At 71.0% G+C, this 21,572-nt stretch carries 21 protein-coding genes, 2 tRNA genes and 1 other RNA gene; 10 read left to right on the forward strand and 14 right to left on the reverse strand.

All coding sequences use genetic code 11. The features are described 5' to 3' along the window. Positions 1–4: 4 nt before the first annotated feature. Positions 5–1,552, forward strand: a complete 1,548-nt coding sequence (locus ABD126_RS31790) for a GMC oxidoreductase (RefSeq protein ID WP_343937978.1) — start codon at positions 5–7, stop codon at positions 1,550–1,552. Between the two features lie 152 nt (positions 1,553–1,704). On the opposite strand, the gene ssrA is transcribed toward ABD126_RS31790, so the two are convergent. Then, positions 1,705–2,079, reverse strand: a transfer-messenger RNA (tmRNA) gene (gene ssrA / locus ABD126_RS31795). Between the two features lie 168 nt (positions 2,080–2,247). Between ssrA and ABD126_RS31800 the strand changes: the two genes are divergently transcribed. Both ABD126_RS31800 and ABD126_RS31805 read left to right on the forward strand, forming a co-directional pair. Beyond that, positions 2,248–3,495 (forward strand): sensor histidine kinase, encoded by a 1,248-nt coding sequence (locus ABD126_RS31800; protein WP_343937980.1) that lies wholly within the window; start codon positions 2,248–2,250, stop codon positions 3,493–3,495. Continuing rightward, positions 3,483–4,130 (forward strand): response regulator transcription factor, encoded by a 648-nt coding sequence (locus tag ABD126_RS31805; RefSeq protein ID WP_343937981.1) that lies wholly within the window; start codon positions 3,483–3,485, stop codon positions 4,128–4,130. The genes ABD126_RS31800 and ABD126_RS31805 overlap by 13 nt, the downstream gene beginning before the upstream one ends. A 133-nt stretch (positions 4,131–4,263) precedes the next feature. Here ABD126_RS31805 and ABD126_RS31810 read toward each other — a convergent pair whose 3' ends face one another. The 6 genes from ABD126_RS31810 to ABD126_RS31835 all read right to left on the reverse strand — a co-directional run bounded on the left by ABD126_RS31810 (position 4,264) and on the right by ABD126_RS31835 (position 9,016). Next, a complete protein-coding gene (locus ABD126_RS31810; RefSeq protein WP_343937982.1) occupies positions 4,264–5,103 on the reverse strand; it encodes an amidohydrolase family protein in 840 nt (279 codons plus the stop codon). Beyond that, positions 5,100–5,576: an SsrA-binding protein SmpB gene (gene smpB, locus ABD126_RS31815; RefSeq protein ID WP_121222654.1), complete on the reverse strand. Its 477-nt coding sequence runs from the start codon at positions 5,574–5,576 to the stop codon at positions 5,100–5,102. The genes ABD126_RS31810 and smpB overlap by 4 nt, the downstream gene beginning before the upstream one ends. A 29-nt stretch (positions 5,577–5,605) precedes the next feature. Beyond that, positions 5,606–6,505 carry a permease-like cell division protein FtsX gene (gene ftsX, locus ABD126_RS31820; RefSeq protein ID WP_343937983.1) on the reverse strand — a complete coding sequence of 300 codons (900 nt, stop codon included), beginning with the start codon at positions 6,503–6,505 and terminating at the stop codon, positions 5,606–5,608. Positions 6,506–6,541: 36 nt separating this feature from the next. Beyond that, positions 6,542–7,231, reverse strand: coding sequence for a cell division ATP-binding protein FtsE (gene ftsE, locus ABD126_RS31825; protein ID WP_121222658.1), 690 nt, complete (start codon positions 7,229–7,231; stop codon positions 6,542–6,544). Between the two features lie 107 nt (positions 7,232–7,338). After that, the gene (gene prfB / locus ABD126_RS31830) at positions 7,339–8,442 is read right to left on the reverse strand and encodes a peptide chain release factor 2 (RefSeq protein ID WP_343937986.1); all 1,104 of its coding nucleotides are present in this window, start codon (positions 8,440–8,442) and stop codon (positions 7,339–7,341) included. Between the two features lie 73 nt (positions 8,443–8,515). Next, a complete protein-coding gene (locus tag ABD126_RS31835) occupies positions 8,516–9,016 on the reverse strand; it encodes a PadR family transcriptional regulator (protein ID WP_309116518.1) in 501 nt (166 codons plus the stop codon). A 380-nt stretch (positions 9,017–9,396) separates the two neighbouring features. Here ABD126_RS31835 and ABD126_RS31840 point away from each other — a divergent pair, with 380 nt between their 5' ends. After that, positions 9,397–9,591 (forward strand): hypothetical protein, encoded by a 195-nt coding sequence (locus tag ABD126_RS31840; protein WP_121222664.1) that lies wholly within the window; start codon positions 9,397–9,399, stop codon positions 9,589–9,591. Between the two features lie 61 nt (positions 9,592–9,652). Here ABD126_RS31840 and ABD126_RS31845 read toward each other — a convergent pair. The 3 genes from ABD126_RS31845 to ABD126_RS31855 all read right to left on the reverse strand — a co-directional run bounded on the left by ABD126_RS31845 (position 9,653) and on the right by ABD126_RS31855 (position 12,995). Further along, positions 9,653–9,726: transfer RNA gene (locus ABD126_RS31845), tRNA-Met, on the reverse strand. A 127-nt stretch (positions 9,727–9,853) separates the two neighbouring features. After that, a tRNA-Met gene (locus ABD126_RS31850) sits at positions 9,854–9,930 on the reverse strand. Between the two features lie 80 nt (positions 9,931–10,010). Further along, positions 10,011–12,995, reverse strand: coding sequence for a UPF0182 family protein (locus ABD126_RS31855; RefSeq protein ID WP_343937989.1), 2,985 nt, complete (start codon positions 12,993–12,995; stop codon positions 10,011–10,013). Between the two features lie 106 nt (positions 12,996–13,101). Here ABD126_RS31855 and ABD126_RS31860 point away from each other — a divergent pair, with 106 nt between their 5' ends. Next, positions 13,102–13,644: a PPA1309 family protein gene (locus ABD126_RS31860; RefSeq protein ID WP_343937991.1), complete on the forward strand. Its 543-nt coding sequence runs from the start codon at positions 13,102–13,104 to the stop codon at positions 13,642–13,644. Position 13,645: 1 nt separating this feature from the next. On the opposite strand, the gene ABD126_RS31865 is transcribed toward ABD126_RS31860, so the two are convergent. Then, positions 13,646–14,731 carry a YlbL family protein gene (locus ABD126_RS31865; RefSeq protein WP_343937993.1) on the reverse strand — a complete coding sequence of 362 codons (1,086 nt, stop codon included), beginning with the start codon at positions 14,729–14,731 and terminating at the stop codon, positions 13,646–13,648. Positions 14,732–14,813: 82 nt separating this feature from the next. Here ABD126_RS31865 and ABD126_RS31870 point away from each other — a divergent pair, with 82 nt between their 5' ends. After that, positions 14,814–16,172, forward strand: a complete 1,359-nt coding sequence (locus tag ABD126_RS31870; protein WP_343937995.1) for a zinc-dependent metalloprotease — start codon at positions 14,814–14,816, stop codon at positions 16,170–16,172. 66 nt (positions 16,173–16,238) lie between these two features. Here the strand turns inward: ABD126_RS31870 and ABD126_RS31875 are convergent, their stop codons facing one another. Beyond that, entirely contained in the window at positions 16,239–16,766 is a 528-nt protein-coding gene (locus ABD126_RS31875) for a M48 metallopeptidase family protein (protein ID WP_343937997.1), read from the reverse strand. A 203-nt stretch (positions 16,767–16,969) separates the two neighbouring features. Here ABD126_RS31875 and ABD126_RS31880 point away from each other — a divergent pair, with 203 nt between their 5' ends. The 4 genes from ABD126_RS31880 (at position 16,970) to ABD126_RS31895 (ending at position 20,405) form a co-directional block, all read left to right on the forward strand. Next, a complete protein-coding gene (locus ABD126_RS31880; protein WP_015098458.1) occupies positions 16,970–17,125 on the forward strand; it encodes a DUF5679 domain-containing protein in 156 nt (51 codons plus the stop codon). Positions 17,126–17,250: 125 nt separating this feature from the next. Continuing rightward, positions 17,251–18,261, forward strand: coding sequence for a thiamine biosynthesis protein ThiF (locus ABD126_RS31885; RefSeq protein ID WP_343938000.1), 1,011 nt, complete (start codon positions 17,251–17,253; stop codon positions 18,259–18,261). Positions 18,262–18,345: 84 nt separating this feature from the next. After that, positions 18,346–19,656: an ABC1 kinase family protein gene (locus ABD126_RS31890; protein WP_343938002.1), complete on the forward strand. Its 1,311-nt coding sequence runs from the start codon at positions 18,346–18,348 to the stop codon at positions 19,654–19,656. A 188-nt stretch (positions 19,657–19,844) separates the two neighbouring features. Continuing rightward, positions 19,845–20,405 carry a hypothetical protein gene (locus ABD126_RS31895; RefSeq protein WP_343938003.1) on the forward strand — a complete coding sequence of 187 codons (561 nt, stop codon included), beginning with the start codon at positions 19,845–19,847 and terminating at the stop codon, positions 20,403–20,405. 20 nt (positions 20,406–20,425) lie between these two features. On the opposite strand, the gene ABD126_RS31900 is transcribed toward ABD126_RS31895, so the two are convergent. Then, complete coding sequence (locus ABD126_RS31900) at positions 20,426–20,614, reverse strand: hypothetical protein (RefSeq protein ID WP_343938005.1); 189 nt, start codon at positions 20,612–20,614, stop codon at positions 20,426–20,428. Further along, complete coding sequence (locus ABD126_RS31905) at positions 20,611–21,504, reverse strand: class I SAM-dependent methyltransferase (protein WP_343938007.1); 894 nt, start codon at positions 21,502–21,504, stop codon at positions 20,611–20,613. Before ABD126_RS31905 ends, ABD126_RS31900 begins: the two co-directional genes overlap by 4 nt. Positions 21,505–21,572: the final 68 nt, after the last annotated feature.

The raw sequence follows: 21,572 nt of genomic DNA on the forward strand, positions 1-21,572 counted from the left end.
TGACATGACGATCACCCGCCGTGCTCTCCTGGGCGCTTCCGCCCTCACCCTCCTCGGCCCGAAAGCCCACGCCACCACCTCGCACGCGCCCGCCGTCGTCGTCGGCAGCGGGTACGGGGCGTCGGTCGCCGCGTTGCGCCTGGGGCAGGCCGGGATCCGGACGCTGGTGCTGGAGATGGGGCAGCGGTGGGACACGCCGGGCCCGGACGGCAAGGTGTTCTGCGGGATGCTCAACCCCGACCACCGCTCCATGTGGTTCAAGGACCGCACCGAAGCCCCGGTCAAGGGGATCCTCTTCCTGGACCTCGCCAACCGGCCGATCCGGCGGCACGCGGGCGTCCTCGACCGGGTGAACTTCGCGGGCATGGGGGTGTACGTCGGCCGGGGTGTCGGCGGCGGGTCGCTGGTCAACGGCGGCATGGCCGTCACCCCGGACCGCGAGTACTTCGCGCGGCGGTTCCCCACCGTGGACGTGGCCGAGATGTACGACCGGTTCTTCCCGCTGGCCAACAAGATGCTGCGGGTCAACCACATCCCCGGCCACTTCTTCGAGGCGAGCGAGCACTACCGGTTCTCCCGGCTGTCCCGGACGCACGCGGCCCGCGCGGGCTTCGACACCGGGTTCGTGCCCAACGTCTACTCGTTCGACCACATGGCGCGCGAGGAGCGGGGCGAGGCGCCCAAGTCCGCGCTGGGCGCCGAGGTCATCTACGGCAACAACCACGGCAAGTTCACCCTCGACCAGGGCTACCTCGCCGACGCCGTCGCCACCGGCAACGTCACCATCGCGCCGCTGCACCAGGTGACCCGCGTCGCGCGCGAGGGCGGCGGCTACGCGCTGTCGGTCCGCGAGATCGACGCCGACGGCCGGACGGTGGCCGAGAAGCACGTGACGTGCGACCGGCTGTTCCTCGGCGCGGGCAGCCTGGGCACCACCGAACTGCTCCTCCGCGCCCGCGACACCGGCGACCTGCCGGACCTGCCCGCCGAGGTCGGCGAGGGCTGGGGCCCCAACGGCAACGTCATGGTCGCCCGCAACAACCACCTGTGGGACCCGACGGGCTTCCTCCAGTCCGCGATCCCGACGCTGGCCATCACCGACCCGTCCCGCGAGGTGTTCGCCGAGATCGCGCCGGTGCCGGCGGGCGTCGAGACGTACGTGAGCCTGTACCTGGCCATCAACCGCAACGAGGAGCGCGGGCGGTTCGTCTACGACCCGGCCACCGACCGGGCGGTGCTGCGCTGGCAGGGCTCGGCCGCCGCCACGGCCGCCACCGGGACGTTCGACCGGATCAACGACGCCAACGGCACCGGGTACCGCCACGACGTCTTCGGCGGCGGCCGGGCCTTCGCGGACGACTTCTGCTACCACCCGCTGGGCGGCGCGGTCCTGGGCCGGGCGACCGACGACCACGGCCGGGTGAAGGGCTACCGGAACCTGTACGTCACCGATGGAGCCCTGGTGCCCGGTTCCATCGGCGTCAACCCGTTCGTCACCATCACGGCCCTGGCCGAGCGCAACCTGGCGACGATCCTGCGCGAGGACCGCTGACCCGCCGCCACCACCTCGATCTCCACCATCCAGTCGGGCGTCAGAGTGCGGCGCACCACCGGTTTCGCCGACGTCAGCGCGATGGCGCACGAACACGCCCGTGCGCACGAAAACGGCGGACGCCCCGAGTCGGGACGTCCGCCGTCTGGTTCCGGTGGAGGTGCCGGGAATCGAACCCGGGTCCTCTGCCGCCTCACCAAGGCTTCTCCGTGCGCAGTCCGCTACGCCTCTGCTCGGCCCCGACGATCACGCGGACAAGTCGTCGTGACGGGCCCAGTCACTGTTTGGTGTCCCTACCGCTCCCCGTGACCGGGAACGGAGGTGAAGCCCCCTAGCTGATGCCGGCGACCGGAGCGGAGGCACCTCCGGGCCGACAGCGTCGCTCCTAGCCTCAGGCGGCGAGGGCGAACGCGCGCTGGTCGTTAGACTCGGCGCTTATTGGTTTGCGATGACGCTTGCGGTGGTCTCTCGCCTGCACCGGCACGCTTCCCTTGGATCAACGCACAAAGTCGAAACCGTTCACCCCCTGGTCCTGAAGGTCGTCACTCATCATAACGCCCCGGACCCCCGGGTTCATTCCAATACCCTGGGTAGGGCTGTCCCCACCTCCCGAACGCCGGCCGACCTGATGGTCCCCGCCACACGCACGGGTGATGCTGGTCGGGCACATCAGGGGCGTGAAGGTGGGGAGCACAATGACGGAGCGGGCCAACCCCGACATCGCACGGATCAGCGGGTACTTCCTGCTCAACCTGGTCACGGGGATCTTCTGGTTCTGCCTGCTGGTGCCGCTGCTGGCGGTGAGCGTCGGCACGATGGTGATCTGGGTCGGGTTCCCGCTGCTGGCGCTGACGCTGGTGCTGGCGCGCGCCGCGGCGACCGCCGAACGGGCCTGGCTGCGGGTCACGCTGGGGGTGGACATCCCCCGGCCCTACCGCCCGCTGCCCGACGGCAACGCCTACGAAAGGGCGAAGGCGCTGGCGACCGACCCGGCGACCTGGCGCGACTTCGCCTACTGGCTGATCATGCTGCCGCTGGGCGTCATCGAGTTCGCGCTGGTCGTGGCGTTGTGGCCGACGGTGCTCAGCGCCGTGTTCTTCCCGGTCTACTTCAACCTCCTGCCGGCGACGTTCGAGGTCACCATCGGCGACTCGGTGTGGCTGCTCGACTCCCTGCCCGAGGCGGTCGTGGTCACCGTGCTGGGCATCGGGCTCGCGATCGTGGTGATGCCGCTGGTCAAGGGCCTGGGCCGGGCGCACGCGGCGCTGGCGAGCGGGCTGCTCGGGCCGTCGCGGACGGCGTTGCTGGAGGCCAAGGCCGACCACCTGTCGGCCAGCCGGGCGCGCGGCGTCGAGGCGGCCGAGGCGGAGCGGCGGCGCATCGAGCGCGACCTGCACGACGGCGCGCAGCAGCGCCTGGTCGCGGTGGCGATGGGGCTGGGCCGGGCGCGCAACAAGATGGAGACCGACCCGCGGGCGGCGGCCGAGCTGATCGCCGAGGCGCACGCCGACGCCAAGCTCGCCATCTCCGAGCTGCGCGACCTGGCCCGCGGCATCTACCCGTCGGTGCTCGGCGACCGCGGCCTGGACGCCGCCCTGTCGTCGCTGGCCGCGAAGTGCCCGATCCCGGTCGAGGTGTCGGTGGACGTCGACCCGCGCCCGCCGACGGCGGTGGAGAGCACGGCCTACTTCACCGTCGCCGAGGCGCTGACCAACATCGCCAAGCACTCGAGCGCCACGCAGGCCCGCGTGCAGGTGACCCGCACCGAAAACTCCGTGGTGGTGGAGATCACCGACGACGGCCGTGGCGGCGCGGAGGTGCGCCCCGGCGGAGGGCTGGCGGGCCTGGCGGACCGGGCTGCGACCATTGACGGCGTGGTCGTGGTGGTCAGCCCCGTCGGGGGGCCGACCGTGATACGGACGGAGCTGCCGTGCGCGTGGTGATCGCCGAGGACTCGGTGCTGCTCAGGTCGGGCGTGGAGCGCCTGCTGGCGGACGAGGGCATCGAGACCGTGGCGGCGGTGGAGGACGGCGACGCCCTGCTGGCCGCCGTCGAGCGGCACCGGCCCGACCTGGCGCTGGTCGACGTGCGGATGCCGCCGACGTTCACCGACGAGGGCCTGCGGGCCGCGATCGAGGCGCGCAAGCGGGTGCCGAACCTGCCGGTGCTCGTGCTGTCGCAGTACGTGGAGGAGCGCTACGCGGTCGAACTGCTGGCCGGCGGCGCGAGCGGCGTCGGGTACCTGCTCAAGGAGCGGGTGTCCGACGTCGCCGAGTTCGTGGCGGCGGTGCGCCGGGTCGCCGAGGGCGGCACCAGCATCGACCACGAGGTCATCACCCAGCTCATGGTCCGCAGCCGCCGCAAGCCGGTGGACTCGCTCACCCAGCGCGAACGCGAGGTCCTGGGCCTGATGGCGGAGGGCCTGTCGAACACGGCCATCGCCAAGTCGCTCGTGGTGTCCGACGGCGCGGTGGAGAAGCACGTGGGCAACATCTTCGCCAAGCTCGGCCTGGAGCCCAGCACGTCCGAGCACCGGCGCGTGCGCGCGGTCCTGGCCTACCTGGACATCACCGGCTAGAGGTCGCGCGACCCCACCGGCGGCCGGTAGACGCCAGCCGCGCCACCTCTGGGGGACCACGCGGTCCCACTCCCCCGCGACTCACCGGCGGACGCGAGCACGCCCGCGTGCTGCACCGTCCACAGGCGCATGGTCAGAGCTTCAGCAGGCGGGCCGGGTTGTCGTGCAGCACGGCCCGCAGGAAGGGCTCGCCGAGCCGGTCGTCGGCCGCCGCCCACGACTCGATCGCCGCGAGCTGCACCCCGTACTCGTAGGGGATGTTCGGGAAGTCCGAGCCCAGCACCACCCGCTCGGACACGTCGACCAGCCGCGACGCCCAGTCCCGCGGCAGCGCCGCCTGCGCCTCGGTGAACGGCACGCCCACCATCGTGGTGTCCAGGTGCACGCCGTCGTACCGGTGCACGAGGTCCAGCGCGTCTAGGTAGTCCGGCATCCCCGCGTGCGCCAGCACCGCCACCAGCGCCGGGTGCCGTTCCAGGACCTCTTCGAACACGTCCAACCCGGTGTGCGAACCGGGGATCGGCCCGTGTCCACAGTGCACCACCACCGGGACCCCGGCCTCGGCCAACAGGCCCCAGGCCCCGTCCAGCAACCGGTCGCGCGGGTCGTACGAGCCGACCTGCACGTGCGCTTTCACGATCCGCGCCCCGCGCTCCACGGCCCGCCCCAGGTACCGCTCGACGCCCGGCTCGGGGAACAGCGTCGCGGTGGGCACCGCCTCCGGCACCGAAGCGCCGAAGTCCAGCGCCCACTCCGTCAGCCACTCCGCCATGCCGGGCTTGTGCGCGTACACCAACGGGGCGAACCCGACCACGCCGAACGACCGCAGGGCGTCCAGGCGCTCCCGTTCGGGCAACCGGTAGTGGATCGGCCACGACACGCCGTAGTGCTCGGACGCCGCGTCGAAGAACGCCCAGACCTTGTCCAGCACGCGCTCGGGCATGAAGTGCACGTGCACGTCGACCAGGTTCAATAGCGGCCCTTCAGGGCACGGCCGTGCGCCTTCTGGATCTCCCGCTGCGCGTCCCGCTTGGCCAGGTCCTGCCGCTTGTCGTAGGCCTTCTTGCCGCGCGCGAGCGCCAGTTCGACCTTGACGTAGCCGTCCTTGAAGTACATCTGGAGCGGGATGAGCGACAGGCCGCTCTCCTTGGTCTTGCCGATCAGCCGCTCGATCTCCTTGCGGTGCAGCAGGAGCTTGCGCTTGCGGCGGACCTCGTGGTTGGTCCAGGTGCCGGCCACGTACTCCGGGATGTGCAACGCGTGCAGCCAGATCTCGCCGTCGTCGACCTGCGCGAAGGCGTCCACCAGGGACGCCCGGCCCATGCGCAGGCTCTTCACCTCGGTGCCGACGAGCACGACACCCGCTTCGTAGGTGTCGAGGATGGTGTAGTCGTGCCGAGCCTTGCGGTTCGACGCGATCACCTTCTGACCGCGTTCCTTGACCATGCCGAAACCTTACGTGACCACGCCAGGCATTAAATGCGCACGTACAACCGCAGGGTGACGTAACCCGTCAGCGCCGAGATGAGCACGGCGACGCCGAGCAGGATGGGCGACACCACCACCACGTCCAACATGCCCATAGACGGCAGGATCTGCGAATCCATCAGGTTGCCGGACACCCTGGTCGCGCCGAACGCGAGCGCCAACAGCAGCCCGATGCCCACCACGGCGCCGATGACACCCGCCACCACCGCCTCGATGAGGAACGGCAGCTGCGTGTACCACCGCGTCGCGCCCACCAGGCGCATGATGCCGACCTCGGTGCGTCTGGTGAACGCCGACACCTGGATGGTGTTGGAGATCAGCAACAGCGCCGCGACGGTCTGGATGAGCGCGAACCCGAGCACGATGTTGCGCCCGCCGTTGAACAGGTCGATCAGCCGGCCCAGGAACTCGCCCTGGTCGTTGACCGCCTTCACGCCCGCCTTGCCGCTGAACGCCTGCACGATCACGTCCGCGCGCTCGGGGTCCTCCAGCTTGACCCGGAACGTCGCGGGGATCGCCTCCGGCCGGGCCAGCTTCACCAGCTCCGGCTGCGCCTCGAAGATCTGCTTGAACCGCTCGTAGCCCTTCTCGCGGTTCTCGTAGACCACCGTCTCCACCCCGGACGTGGTCTCCAACGCGCTGCGCAGGCCCGCGCACGGCTGTTGCGCGCAGTCCTTGTCGCTCGCGCTGACGTCGTTGGTGAGCAGGACCGACACTTCGAGCTTGCTCTGGTAGTTGTCCTGCACCTTGTCGACCATGCGGACGATGAGCAGGCCGACGCCGAGCATGAAGAGCGAGATCGCGGTCGTCAGGATCATCGCGATGGTCATCGTCACGTTCCGGCGCAGACCGGTGACGACCTCGCTGAAGACGAAGCTGGTACGCATCGGGGGGTTACGGTCCTCGCTGGTCGGGGGTAGGGGTTAGCGGCCCACGCCGTAAACACCCCGCGCGTCGTCGCGGATGATGCGGCCGTGGTCCAGCTCGACCACGCGGCGGCGCATGGAGTCGACGATGGAGTGGTCGTGGGTGGCCATCAGCACCGTCGTGCCGGTGCGGTTGATCCGCTCCAGCAGCAGCATGATGTCCTGGCTCGTGTCCGGGTCCAGGTTGCCGGTGGGCTCGTCGGCCAGCAGCACCAGCGGCCGGTTGACGAACGCCCGCGCGATCGCGACCCGTTGCTGCTCGCCGCCGGACAGCTCGTGCGGCATGCGGTCGGCCTTGCCGTCCAGGCCGACCAGCTGGAGCACCTCGGGCACCACCTTGACGATGGTGTTGCGCGGCTTGCCGATGACCTCCAGCGCGAACGCGACGTTCTCCGCCACGGTCTTGTTGGTCAGCAGCCGGAAGTCCTGGAACACGCAGCCGATGGACTGGCGCAGGCGGGGGACCCTGCGCCGGGACATCTTGGCCACGTCGAAGTTCGACACGTACACGCGACCCTTGCTCGGCACTTCCTCGCGGAGCAGCAGGCGCAGGAACGTGGATTTGCCGGACCCCGAAGGCCCGATCAGGAACACGAACTCACCCTTGTCGACCTCGACGGAGACGTTGTCGAGCGCGGGGCGCGTGGAGGTCTTGTAGACCTTGGACACGTGTTCGAGGCGAATCACGACGGGGGAGTCTACCCGTGGCCTGGGTAAAGCCTCCGTCTCGCCCGTCCTAGTGCGGCGAGACGGAGGACTTGAACGATCACGAACCGATCACGAACGGGTCAACCTCAGGCGCTCTGACGCTGCTTGCGCCAGCGGATGCCAGCCTCCAGGAAGTCGTCGATCTCGCCGTCGAGCACGGCCGAGGGGTTGCCCACCTCGTGCTCGGTGCGCAGGTCCTTGACCATCTGGTACGGGTGCAGCACGTAGGAGCGCATCTGGTTGCCCCAGCTCGACCCGGTGTCCTTGAGGGCGTCCATCTTGGCCTGCTCCTCCTGCCGCTGCCGTTCCAGCAGCTTGGCCTGGAGGACGGCCATGGCGGTGGCCTTGTTCTGCAGCTGGCTGCGCTCGTTCTGGCAGGACACGACGATGCCGGTCGGGATGTGCGTGATGCGCACCGCGGAGTCGGTGGTGTTCACGCCCTGGCCGCCGGGGCCCGACGAGCGGTAGACGTCGACCCGCAGGTCCTTCTCGTCGATGTCGACGTGGTCGGACTGCTCGACCACGGGCACCACCTCGACGCCCGCGAACGACGTCTGCCGGCGGCCCTGGTTGTCGAACGGCGAGATGCGCACGAGCCGGTGGGTGCCCTGCTCGACGCTGAGCGTGCCGTAGGCGTAGGGCGCGGTGACGCGGAAGGTGGCGGACTTGATGCCCGCCTCTTCGGCGTAGGAGGTGTCGAACACGTCGACGGCGTAGCCGTGGCGCTCCGCCCACCGCGAGTACATGCGCAGGAGCATCTCGGCGAAGTCCGCCGCGTCCACGCCGCCCGCCTCGGCACGGATCGTGACCAGGGCGTTGCGCTCGTCGTACTCGCCGGACAGCAGGGTCCGGACCTCCAGCGACGAGATCTCCTCGCGCAGCTTGCCGCGCTCGGCGTCGGCCTCGGCGAGGCTGCCCGCGTCGTCCTCGTCCTCGGCCAGCTCGTAGAGCACGCCGAGGTCGTCGAGGCGGTCCCGCAGGCCGGTGACGCGGCGCAGTTCGCCCTGCTTGTGGGAGAGCTGGCTGGTGACGCGCTGCGCCTTCTCCTGGTCGTCCCACAGGTCGGGGCGGGCCGCCTGCTCCTCCAGCTCCGCGACCTGGGCGCGCAGCGAGTCGAGGTCCATCACCGCCTCGATGCTCGCGAGCGTGGCGGAGAGGTCCTTGATGTCTGCTTCGACGTCCGGGTTCACGGCAGAAGATTACGCCAGGACCGGTCGCGGAGTGCGACCGGTCGGCGCGCTTCGGCCCGCCGGACCCGCCGGTTCAGCCGGTCGGGATGGCGTCGAGCAGCTTGAGGACGGCCTTGGCGTGGGCGAGGCCGAACTCGGCGACCGCCTTCGCGTAGGCGTCCTCCGCGGTCTTCACCGCGGTCTTGGCGGCCTCCTGGGCGGCGCCGTAGCTCGCGCGGGCCGCGTCGACCAGCGCCTGGCGCTGCTTGGCCGTCAGCGAGCCCGCGTGCACCAGCCGCAGGATGAGCGGGCTGCGCAGGTGGTCCGGGCCGGGCTCGGAGAGCAGCCAGTTCTTGAAGGCCTTCTTGCCCGCTGCGGTCAGCACGTACTGCTGACTGGAGCGCGGGCCCTGCTTGCCGAGGCGCAGGAGACCGGCGTCGGCAAGTGCGGGCAGCTCGCGGTAGACCTGGCTCCGGGTGACGCTGAAGAAGGCGCCGAAGCGCTCTCCGGCCTCAGCCACGAGCTGGCCACCGGTCTTGGGTCCGTCGTGCAGCAGCCCGAGCAGGGCGGCGGCAGTCGCGTTCAGGTCCGACACGACGTCAACGGTGCCACTTTCGAGTGCGGCTGTCCACAATGGTCAGCCGTTCTGTCCACTGTGGCTGATCACGGGCTAGTGGTGTTGGGCCATGCGGAGCAACGAGAAGCTCCGGTGCGTGACGACGTCCCGATCAAGCGCCACGCTTTCGGCCGCTTGACCGCCGGTGTCCAGCCCGCGTGGAAAATGGTTGCCGCACAAGGGAAACCGCACTATTGCGTTCACCCGAACGGCAACTCAAACATCACTGGGCGCTCTGTTGGTCTTGGTTCGGGGCCTCACCCTTAGCACGACCCGGTGATGTCGCGCTCCTGGTCTGGCGGATACGTCCAGTGCTGGGATCATCACTCCACGTAGGCGTTAGTTCCTGGGAGGTACCGGTGGGCATCAAGTGGATGGAAGCCAAGGTCGTCAAGAGCGCCCGCGCCTGGGCCAGCGGGTCGATCCCGGAACAGGCGGGCAAGGACGAGTGCATGGTCTGCGGCAAGCAGATCCGGCGGCACCGGACGGTGAGCGGCGAGGGTCGCGTCTGCTCGCTGGTGTGCGCGCAGTACTGGGCGGAGAACATGACCTGAGCCCAGGGGAAGCGAAAGGCCCCCTCTCCGGTTTTCGCCGGAGAGGGGGCCTTCGTTTTAGTAGCGGGGACAGGATTTGAACCTGCGACCTCTGGGTTATGAGCCCAGCGAGCTACCGAGCTGCTCCACCCCGCGTTGGGTAAAACCCACTCTACACCACCGCGCGAACCCCTTTTCACGGGGGGTCGTTTTCGCCGCGCGGCACCCCTGACCATGCAAAAGGCCCCCTCTCCGGTTTTCGCCGGAGAGGGGGCCTTCGCTTTGGTAGCGGGGACAGGATTTGAACCTGCGACCTCTGGGTTATGAGCCCAGCGAGCTACCGAGCTGCTCCACCCCGCGTTGGTAATACGAACTCTACGCGGGATTAACCGAGGATGCAAATCGGGTGGCCCGGACGTGTCCCAGGCCACCCGATCCGCTCAGCCGGTCGGCGTGGGCGAGGGCTGGACCGACGACGGCGGCGGCTGGTTGGCGGCGGCGCTGGCCGTCTCGAACCGCTTGGTCGCCTCGTCCAGGGCCTTGTACGCGTTGCCCAGGGCGGCGAAGTCGCCGCTGCTCTGCGCGGACTTGATGGCCGCCAGGGCGCTCTGGATGTCGCGCACCGCCTGCTGCAGCTCCGACGACTGCCCGTTGCCGTTGGTGGGCGGCGTGGTGGTCGTCGGCGGCGTGGTGCCCGGCGGCTGGGTGCCCGGCTGGTCGGGCAGGTTCGCCGAGGCGCCCGTGAGCACCTTCTCCAGCGCCTCCTTCAGCGTGGAGGCGTAGCCGACCTTGTCGCCGAAGCTCACCAGGACCTTGAACAGCTGCGGGAACTGGGTGTTCTGGCTGGCCCGTTCGATGTAGATGGGCTCCACGTAGAGCAGGCCGCCGCCGACCGGGAGGGTCAGCAGGTTGCCGTAGACCACCTTGGTCTGGCGCTGGGTGAGCAGGTTCAGCTCGCCCGACACCTCGCCGGAGGTGAGGAACTGGGTCTGGATCTGCTGCGGGCCCTTGGCCTCGTTGTTGAGCGTGAGCACGCTCATCTTCCCGTAGTTGTCCGGGTCGGACCGCACGCTGACGTAGGACGCCATGAACTCGCGGTTCTGCCGGACCAGGGCGCTGGTGAGCTGGAAGCTCACCTTGTTCGGGTCACCGGTCGGGTCGCCCGCCAGGACGTAGAACGGCGGCTGCTGGTCGCGCTGCTGCTGGCTGCCCTGTTGCTGCTGCTCGACCGTCGTCGCGTTGTCCACGGTCGGGTCGGACGGCACGCCCCAGAACGACACACCCGAGTAGAAGTCGCGCGGCGCGTCGACGTGGTAGCGGGCCAGCGTGTCGCGCTGCACCTTGAACAGGTCCTCGGGGTAGCGCAGGTGCTCGCGCAGCGACTGGGACATCTCGCTGCCCGGCTTCACCGTGCCCGGGAAGACGCCCATCCACGCCTTGAGCACCGGGTCCTTGTCGTCCATCTGGTACAGGGTCACCGTGCCGTCGTAGGCGTCCACGGTGGCCTTGACCGAGTTGCGGATGTAGCTGACCTGCTTGTTCGGCTGCTGGATGCTGCCGGGCAGCGAGTCGTTCGTGGCCGCCGCCAGGGACGTGCGGCGCGCGTACGGGTAGTTCTCCAGCGTGGTGTAGCCGTCGACGATCCACGTGATGCGGCCGTCCACGACCGCCGGGTACGGGTCGGCGTCCACGGTCAGCCACGGCGCCACGGCCTCGACGCGGTCGCGCGGGTGGCGGTTGAAGATGATGCGCGAGTCGTCGCCGATGGCCGAGTTGAACAGGATGTTGCGCTCGCCGTAGGCGGCGGCGAAGACCAGCTTGTTGAAGATGCCGCCGATCCGGACGCCGCCCTTGCCGTCGTAGGTGTAGGAGGCGCGGTCGGTGTCGTACTCGCCCGGCGAGCCCTCGCCGCGACCGCCGACGATGGCGTAGTCGGCCGCGCCGCCCAGCTCACCGAAGTACGTGCGCGGCTGCTGCACGCCGAACGGGCCCGGCTTGACCTTGCCCTCCGGGTCCACCTCGGCCACCTCGAACACCGGGTAGCCGCCGTTGCCGCCCTGGTCCGCCGGCGAGTTGATCTTGCTGGCCTCGGCGAACACCATGCCGTTGCCGTGGGTGTAGATCAGGTGCTGGTTGATCCAGTCGCGCTGGCCCTCCGGGATGCCGGAGGTCTGCAGCTCGCGCACGGCCACGATGTAGTCCTGGAGCTGGCCGTCCACTTTGTACCGGTCGACGTCGAGCTTCTCCGGGAACGCGTAGAACGGGCGCAGCTGCTGGAACTGGGTGAAGGTCTTGGAGATCACGGCCGGGTCGAGCAGGCGGATGTTGCCCAGCGTCGCCTGGTCGTTCTTCAGCTCGTCCAGCGAGACGTTCTGCTTGCCCTCGTAGGGTTTGGTCTCCACCTTGTCGTCGGTGAGCCCGAACGCGTCCTTGGTCGCCGCGATGTTGCGGCTGATCGATTCCGCTTCCTTCTCGATGGCGTTGGGCCGCACCGAGAACTGCTCCAGCACCGCGGGCCACGCCGCGCCGACCAGGATGCTCGACAGCACCAGCAGCACCGTCGCGATCGCCGGGAGCTGGAGGTTGCGCAGGATGGCGCCGGCGAAGAACGCCAGGGCGCAGAACACCGCGATGCACAGCAGGATCAGCTTGGCCGGCAGCACCGCGTTCAGGTCGGTGTAGGTGGCGCCGATGAACTTGTCGTTGCGGTCGCTGAACAGCAGCTGGTACCGGTCGAAGAAGTACGCCACCGCCTTGAGCAGCACGAACACGCCCGCCACGATGGACAGGTGGGTGCGCGCCGGGCCGGAGAGCTGGCCGCCGCGACCCGCGAGCCGGATGCCGCCGAACAGGTAGTGCGCCACCACCGCGCCCACGAACGACACCGCGGTCGCGATGAACAGCCACGACAGCAGCCAGGAGTAGAAGGGCAGCTCGAAGGCGTAGAAGCTGATGTCGTGCTTGAACTCGGCGTCCTCCGCGCCGAACGGCACCGAGTTGAGGAACAGCTGGAAGTGCTGCCAGTCGCCCTGCGCCGATGTGCCCGCGATCAGGCCGACCAGCAGCGGCAGGCCGATGGCGAACAGCCGCATCCGCCGGGTCACGACCGCGCGGTAGCGGGCCACCGGGTCGTCGGGCCCGGACACCGGCACGAACACCGGCCGGGTCCGGTAGGCGAGGACGAGGTTGAGCGCGACGAGCCCGCCGACCAGCGCCCCGACCGCGAAGAACAACCCGAAGCGGGTCGCCAGCACGGTTCCGTAGACGCTGCGGAAGCCGACCTCGCCGAACCACAGCCAGTTGACGTAGGTGCCGAGCAACCTGGAGCCGGTGATCAGACCGACCAGGACCACCGCACCGACGATGAGCAGAATCCGGCTTCGACGGGACAGCCTGGGCAGTCCGACCGGGGGCCGAGTGGCCACTGGGCACGCTCCTGGATCGCGGTAATGGCTTTCGTACGTTCTGTCCAACTGTACGGAGGCCGCCGAGGGTTCCCCGTTCGGTCGGTCGATTCGGGTGGATGGGACCATGGCGGGCGTGCCAGCCAGTGAGAAGCCGACCGTCGCGCTGCCCGCCGTGGCCCGAGAGGTCGAACAGTTCGTGTCCGCCGCCGGGTGGAACCAGCCGCCGCAGCTGTTCGCGCTGGTCCCGACCACCGACCTGCTCGCGCAGCAGCCGGAGCTGGCCGGTCAGCTCGACCCGCTGTCCTCGCCGCTGACCCCGATCGCGCAGGACGCGCTGCCCTCCGACCAGCTCGACCGGGCGCTGGCCGGCATCGTGTGGCCGGAGGTCGTGCGCGGCTGCGCGCTGGCCCAGGAGATCGTCGTCCTGCCGCCGGAGGCCGAGGAGGCCCTGTCGGAGGAGGAGCTGGACGACGAGGCGGCGCGGCGGTTCGCGGCCGAGCACCCCCAGCGGCGGGAGGCGCGCCTGGTGGCGGCCGTGCTGCGGGACGGGTCGGCGGCGTGCGTGCTGCGGCTGCGCGGCAGCGTGGAGGTCCCCGAGGAGGTCGTGGAGCACCCGGAGCTGGCGCCCAACCTCACCCACGCCCTGCTGGAGACGCTGAAGCCGTGAGCTAGCAGGTCGGGAAGTCGCGGCCGGCGTTGATCGCCTCCAGCGAGGAGACGGCGTCGGCGAGCTTCTCCACCTTGACCAGCTTCATGCCCTCGGGGGCGTGCTGCTTGGCCTCGTCGCAGTTGCCGGCCGGCACGAGGAAGGTCTTCGCGCCGGCCTCGTGCGCGGCGACCATCTTGAAGTTGATGCCGCCGATGCGGCCGACGTTGCCCTTGTCGTCGATCTCGCCGGTGCCCGCGACGGACTGGCCGCCGTTGAGCTCGCCCGGCGTCAGCTTGTCGACGATGGACAGCGCGAACAGCAGGCCCGCGGACGGGCCGCCGACGTCGGACAGGCTGATCTTGATGTCGAAGTCCACGTCCGCCCGGTCCACCGGGAGCACGCCGAGGAACCCGTTCTGCCGGTCGTCCTGCTTGCCCAGGGTCACCCGGGCGGTCTGGCGGGCGGACTCGCGCTGGAAGGTGATGTCCACCTGGTCGCCGGGCTTGGTGCCCTCCAGCGCCGTGCGGACGTCCTCGTACTGCGCGACCTCCTTGCCGTTGACCGCGAGCAGGCGGTCGTTGGGCTGGATCACGTTGTCGGCGGCGCTGCCCTTGGTGACCTCGGCGGCGACGACCTTCATCGGGTACCGCAGGTAGCGCAGCGCGGCGACCTCGGCGCTGGTCTGCGAGTCCTGGAAGGCCTTCACGTTCTGGTCGCGGACCTCCTGCTCGGACTCGCCGGGCCGGAAGAACTCCTCGCGCGGCGCGAGCGCGTACCGGCCGCTGACCCACAGGCCCAGCGCGCCGAACAGGGACACGTCGTCGGTGAGCGACACCGTGGTCATGGTGAGCGTGCCGTTGGTCGGGAAGGTCTGCTGGCGCTCGATGTGCACCACGTCCGCGCCGTTGACCTGGCTGAGCGTGTCGTAGGTCGGGCCGGGCCCGAGCGCCACGTACGGCACCCGCGCGAACCCGCCGAGCAGGCCGAGGCCGAGCACCACCGCCAGGCTGACCACCAGCGTCCACGTCCGCCGGGTCAGGCCGCGCCGCGCCGGGGCGGGCGGAGGGGTCGGCTGTTCCACGACGGTGTCGGTGCCTTCGCTCACGCCCGACAGGGTACGCACCACCCCCTCACGCCGTGGGCGAACCGGTCCCGCGCACCACCTGTGTCCCGCGTACCGTGGTGGCATGAGTGACGTGCCCTTCGGGTTCAGCCCGCAGGACCCCGACGACCGCGACCGCAAGCCCCAGGAGCCGGGCGGCAACCCGTTCGACTTCTCGCAGCTCGGCGCGATGCTGAGCCAGCTCGGTGCGATGTTCAGCGGCGCGGGCACGTCGTCCGGTCCGGTCAACTACGACCTGGCGAAGCAGATCGCCCTGCAGCAGTTGGCGGGCAAGGGCGGCATGGGGTTCGCCCCGGACCAGAGCGGCGCGGTGGCCGACGCCGTGCACCTGGCGGAGATGTGGCTCGACCCGGTCACGGCGCTGCCCGCGGGCACCACCAAGGCCGAGGGCTGGAGCGCGCGCGACTGGGTGGAGCGCACGCTGCCGACGTGGCAGCGGCTGTGCGACCCGGTGGCGCGGCGGATGTCCGGCGCGTGGGTCGAGGCCATGCCCGCGGAGGCCAAGGAGGCCGCCGGCCCGTTGCTGTCGATGCTGGGGCAGATGGGCGGCATGGCGTTCGGGTCGCAGCTGGGCGGCGCGCTGGCGCAGCTGGGGTCCGAGGTGCTGACCTCCACCGAGGTCGGTCTGCCGCTGGGTCCCGAGGGGACCGCGGCGCTGCTGCCCGCGAACATCGAGAAGTTCACCGAGGGCCTGGAGCGGCCGGCCAGCGAGGTGCTGGTGTTCCTGGCCGCGCGCGAGGCCGCCCACCAGCGGCTGTTCAGCCACGTGCCGTGGCTGCGGCAGCGGCTGCTGGACACGGTGGAGGAGTTCGCGCGGGGCATCACCGTGGACACCTCGGCGCTGGAGCAGCTCGCGGGCCAGGTGGACCCGGCGAACCCGGCCTCGATCGAGGAGGCCATGAAGTCCGGCGTGCTGGAACCGCAGACCACGCCCGAGCAGAAGGCCGCGCTGACCCGCCTGGAGACGCTGCTCGCGCTGGTCGAGGGCTGGGTGGACGTGGTGGTGGCCGAGGCGGTCACCGAGCGGCTGCCGGGCGCGGAGGCGCTGCGGGAGACGCTGCGGCGGCGGCGCGCCTCGGGCGGTCCGGCGGAGCAGACCTTCGCCACGCTGGTCGGGCTGGAGCTGCGGCCCCGGCGGCACCGGTCGGCGGCGGCGCTGTGGAAGCTGCTCGGCGACCAGCAGGGCGTCGAGCAGCGGGACAGCGTGTGGGAGCACCCCGACCTGGTGCCCACCGCCGAGGACCTGGACGACCCGATGGAGTTCGTGGAGCGGTTCGGCCAGACCCGCAAGGCCCTCGAAGACCCGATCGCGGAGCTGGAGCGCACCCTGCGCGACACCTCCGCCGACTCCCCGGACTCGGACTCCCCGGACTCGGACGGTCCGGACTCCGACGGTCCCGAGGCCGGCAAGCGCGAGGACTGACCTCCCCCGATCGTGTGAACAACGCCGACCCACCCCTCCCGGGCGGGTCGGCGTTCGCGTTCGCGCTCAGTCCTCCTCGGTGATGCCCAGGCCGGCGGCGGCCGACAGGCCCTCCAGGTAGCCGATGGCCCGCTCGGACTTCGGGTAGCGGTGGACCAGGTCCCAGAAGTCCTTCCCGTGCCCCGGCACGCGCAGGTGCGCCAGTTCGTGGACCAGGACGTAGTCCAGCACCCACGCGGGGACGTCGCGCAGCCGCTCGCTGATCCGGATCGTGCCCTCGCTCGGTGTGCAGGACGCCCACCTGGTGCGCATCGGCGGCACCCACCGCACGCTGCTCGGCTGCACCCCGTCCAGGTAGCGGTCGGCCAGCTCCTCGCAGCGCGCGAGCAGGGCCGCGTCGGACGTGCGCGTGGGCGAACGCCGGCGGGTCTCGCTGCGCTGGAGGCGGCTGAGCATCTCCGCCACCCAGTGCTTCTCCTCGCTCTTGCTCATGCGCGCCGGCAGCAGGACGACGACGGTGTCCCCCTCGCGGTACGCGCTCACCATCCGACGGCGCCGAGCGCTGCGCCGTACCTCCACCTGCGGTTCGGGCATGGGCATCACGGTAAGGCCCGGCACCGACAATCCGCGGCGGCCAAGCGGCGGTCTGTGGATGGTCGGCGGAACAGATTCGCCCGAACGACGGCTGGACACGCGGGAGGCGGCGTGCAGCGGCGACGCGTCCGCACAGGTAGCGTGCTGCGCAGCCCCCGAGTGTGGCGCAGATCGCTCCGCACTCACGAAGCGAGGAGGAAGCCGTGGCCGAGACCTACAACGGCTACTGCGTCAAGTGCCGTGAGAAGCGTGACTTCACGGGCGAGGTGCACGAGAGCAACAACCGCAGGATGGCCAAGGGCAAGTGCCCCGTCTGCGGGACCACGGTGACCCGGATCCTGGGCAAGGCGAAGGTCTGACCGCGTGGTGGCCGGGCCACGCGTCCGGCCACCCGTCAAGGCCGCCCACGCCGGCTGTGGACAGCCCCAAGACCTGTGGACAACCGATTCGCCGCAGGTCACGGGGTCGCGGCAGGCTGCCGGCCGTGACGCCACCCCACCGCCCCCGGGTCCTGCCCGGCCTGCCCGTGCTGCGCCGCCGCCACGACGCCGTGCAGCTGGGCGCCGACGACCGCCACGCCGTCCTGGTCGAGGACCTGACGGCGCAGATGGCGGCGGCCCTGCTCGGCCTCTCCGGCCGGCACACCCACGCCGAGCTGCTCGACCAGTTGCCCGCCGACCAGGTGGAGGACTGGGTGCGGTTGCTGCGCGCCCTGGTCGCGACCGGTCTGGTCGAGGAGACCGTGCCCGTGCCGCACCCGCGCCTGGCCGCCGAGGCCACCGCGTGGGCGCTGCGCACCGGCCGCCCCGCGCCCGGACTCGCCGCCGCGCGGGCCGCCAAGTCCGTCGTCGTGCACGGCGACGGCCGCCTGACCAGCGCGGTCGCCGGCCTGCTCGCCGCCGCGGGCGTCGGCCACGTCCGGGTCGGCACGCGGGGCCGCGTCGGCCCGGAGGACACCGGCGCCGGGTACACCGAGGACGACGTCGGCCGGTGCCGCTCCGACGCCGTCCTGGACGTCCTGCAACGCGCTTGCGGCTCGGTCCGGACGGGTCCGCGGACGAAAGCACCCGATCTGGTGGTGCTCGCCGACGCGCCGGTCCCCCGCCCGGAACTGCCGCACGGCCTGCTCCTGGCGGGCACGCCGCACCTGGCGGTCCGGGTCCGGGAAGGGCTGGGCGTGGTCGGGCCGCTGGTGGTGCCGGGTCGCAGCAGCTGCCTGCGGTGCGCCGACCTGCACCGGACCGACGCCGACCGGGACTGGCCGGTGCTCGCCGCCCAGCTGGTCGACCGGCCGCAGCACGGCGACCTGGCCACCGTCACGGCCACGGCCGGTCTCGCGGCGGCCCAGGTGCTGCTCGCGCTGGACCACGGGACGACCGCCCGCACCCGTCCGCCCACGTGGGACGCCACGCTGGAGGTGAACGCGTTCGCCGGGCTCGTGGAGCACCGGATCGCGCCGGTGCACCCACGCTGTGAGTGCCGCTCTCTTGTGTGAGTCGGTCCTCAGGGTGCGCTGTGTAGGTTCTGATGTGGACAAGGTCGTTCGTTCCGTTCGTCGGGGCGGGGGGAGAATCTTCGGGTGAGCGAGATCCCGCGCAAGGCCGTGCAGCGCACCGCGAAGCTGGCCAGCCTGCCCATCGGGGTGGCCGGCCGGGTCGTGGGCGGCTGGGGCAAGCGGCTGGCAGGCCGCAGTTCCGAGGAGGTCAACGCCGAGGTGTCGGCGAAGACCGCCGAACAGGTCTTCGCGGTGTTGGGGCAGCTCAAGGGCGGTGCCATGAAGTTCGGGCAGGCCTTGAGCGTGTTCGAGGCCGCGGTGCCGGACGAGCTGGCCGAGCCGTACCGGGAGGCGCTGACCAAGCTCCAGACGGCCGCGCCGCCGATGCCCGCGCGCACCACGCACCGGGTGCTGGCCGAGCAGCTCGGGTCGGGGTGGGCGAAGCGGTTCGCGTCGTTCGACGACGAGCCGGCGGCGTCCGCGTCGATCGGCCAGGTGCACCGCGCGGTGTGGCACGACGGCCGCGACGTGGCGGTGAAGGTGCAGTACCCGGGCGCCGACGAGGCGTTGCAGGCGGACCTGAAGCAGTTGCTGCGGTTCTCGCGGCTGTTGCAGGCGATCATGCCGGGCGCCGAGGTGAAACCGCTGTTGGAGGAGCTGCGGGACCGGTACCTGGAGGAGTTGGACTACCGGACCGAGGCCGCGAGCCAGCGCGTGTTCGCGAAGGCGTTCGAGGGCGACGACCACGTGCTGGTGCCCAAGGTCGTCGCGAGTTCGCCCAAGGTGATGGTCACCGAGTGGACCGACGGCGTGCCGCTGTCGAAGATCATTCGATCAGGTGAGCGCGAGGAACGCGACCTGGCCGGGCGGCTGCTCTCGGAGTTCCACTTCTCCGCACCGAGCCGCTCGGGCCTGCTCCACGCCGACCCGCACCCCGGCAACTTCATGCTCGGCGCCGACGGCCGCCTGCGGGTCCTGGACTTCGGCGCCGTGGCCCGCCTGCCCGACGGCCTGCCCAAGACCCTGGGCCTGATGACCAGGCTGGCCCTGGACGGCCGCTCGAAGGACCTCCTGGACCTGCTCAAGTCGGAACGCTTCATCCGGCCGGGCACCGAACTGGACGAGGAAGACGTCCAGGCGTACCTCGGCCCCTTCGTGGAGCCGCTGCGCACGGAGACCTTCCACTTCACCCGGAAGTGGCTCCAGAAGCAGGCGGAACGCGTGGGCGACCTCCGCAGCCCCGATTCCCAGACGGGCCGCTCCCTGAACCTGCCGCCGCAGTACCTCCTGATCCACCGCGTGACCCTGGGCGCGACCGGCATCCTCTGCCAGCTCGACGCCCACGTGCCCGCGCGCGCGATCGTGGAACGCTGGCAACCGGGCTTCGCCGACTGACACCCCTCACGCGCCGCTTCCGGCCGTCCTCCCACGCCGCTTTCCGGCCGTCCTCGCGCGCCGCTTCCGGCCGTCCTCCCGCGCCACTTCCGGCCGTCCGGGTGGGCGAGTTGTCCACAGGCCCGGAGTTGTCCACAGTTCCCGATCCGGTCCTGGCGACGACCGGCTCCCCGGCCGATCCTCGACTCATGGACGTGATCAAGACCTCGGACCTGAAGGCCGCGGGCATGCCCCGCTACAAGATCGACCTGCGCTGCCGTCCCGGCGGCCCGTGGCAGCGCGTCATGCCCGGCGTGCTGCTGCTCGGCGCGGCGCCGCCCACCCGGGCCGACCGGGTCCGGGCGGCGCTCGCCTACGCCGGCCCGGAGGCGGTGCTGACCGGAGTGGACGCCCTCCACGCCCAGGGCTTCCCCGAGCTACCGCTGCCACCGCGCGTGCACGTGCTCCAACCGGCCGGCCGCCGAAGATCGGGCGACCACCACGTGCTGCTGGAGCGCACCACCCGCCTCCCCCGGCCGGTGGTGGAGGACGGCTTACCGCTGGCGCCGCCGGTGCGGGCCGTCCTCGACGCGGCACGCGCCGAACCGCACCCCGCCCGAACACACGCCTTGCTGGTGGCCGTGCTCAGGTCGGGCGTGTGCACCACAAGGGCGCTGCTCGCCGAACTCGACGCCGGCAGCACCCGCGGCACCGCCGCCCCCAGGGCGGTTCTCCACGCCCTGTCCCGTCCGTCCACGCCCACCCGCTGAGCAGCCGGAAGGAGTCGCCATCACCAGTAGTCGGCAGGCAGCTTGCCCTCGATGTCGCGGACGTGGTTCCGCGCGCACACGTGGCACAACCACCGGTCGTGCCCGCGGTCCCGCTCGCGGACCCACGCCAGCAGTTCGGCCGGGTTCGTGACGGACTCGCGGGTCCGCCCGCAGCGCGCGCACGTCCCGTCCCCGGCCGCGGTGCTCACGGCTTGCGACCCAGGTGCACGGTGTTCGCGATGAGCAGGAACACGTCGTCGCGCAGACCGAGGTACGCGGGGTCCCGCGGGTCGAGGAGCTGTTCGACCGCGCGCCGGTCCGCGGGGTGCAGGAAGTCGCCGCCGACGTCCGCCAACCACTGGAGCCGCTCGACGGCCCACTCCCGCACCGCCTGCTTAGCGGGGGCCGGGTGGTCGACGAGGTAGCTGAACGCGGTCACGTCGAGCAGGCCGGCCTCGGCCAGCACGGTGTTCCAGCCGACGGTCAGCCGCACCCGGTCGGCCATGGACTCGCGCATGCGCACGAACCACTCGGCCCGCGCGGCGGACAGGCGTTCCGGCAACCCCGGTTCGCCGACGCCGAGGTCCCACGGCAGGAACCGGCCCTCCAGGCCGCCCTCGCCGAGGGCGAGCACGCCTCCGGGCGCGAGCGCGTCGACCAGGTTCGCCACGCCCTGCCGCTGGTCGGGCAGGTGGTGGACGACGCGCGAGGCCCACACGAGGTGCGCGGGGTCGGTGAGGTCGGCCGGGCGTTCGACGGCGACGTCGGCCAACACCGGCCGCACCTTGACCGTGGGCGTGGTGTTGTCGTGCCCGTAACTCGCGGCGGCGCGGGCGGCGGTCGTCGCGGCGTCGAGCAGTTCCGGCACGGCGTCGACAAGCACCACCGTGCCACCACCGCGCGCGTTCAGTGCCTCGACCAGGGCGACGCTCATGCCACCCGCGCCACTGCCGACGTCGACCACCGTCGGGTCGTCGGGCAACGAGCGAACCAGCCTGCGCGCGACCACGCGCACGGCCTCGGCATCGAGTTCGTCCGCCCGCCGCAAGGTGGTCAGGCGCGATGCCCAGTCGATTCCGTCATGAGTGTGAGCGGCCACACCCAGACCGTACCGACGACAAGGCCCGCCCTCCCCTCGAAACCGGGGAGGACGGGCCAAGTCGAACG

It is taken from the genome of Saccharothrix mutabilis subsp. mutabilis (genome assembly GCF_039521145.1).
GTDB lineage: Bacteria > Actinomycetota > Actinomycetes > Mycobacteriales > Pseudonocardiaceae > Actinosynnema > Actinosynnema mutabilis.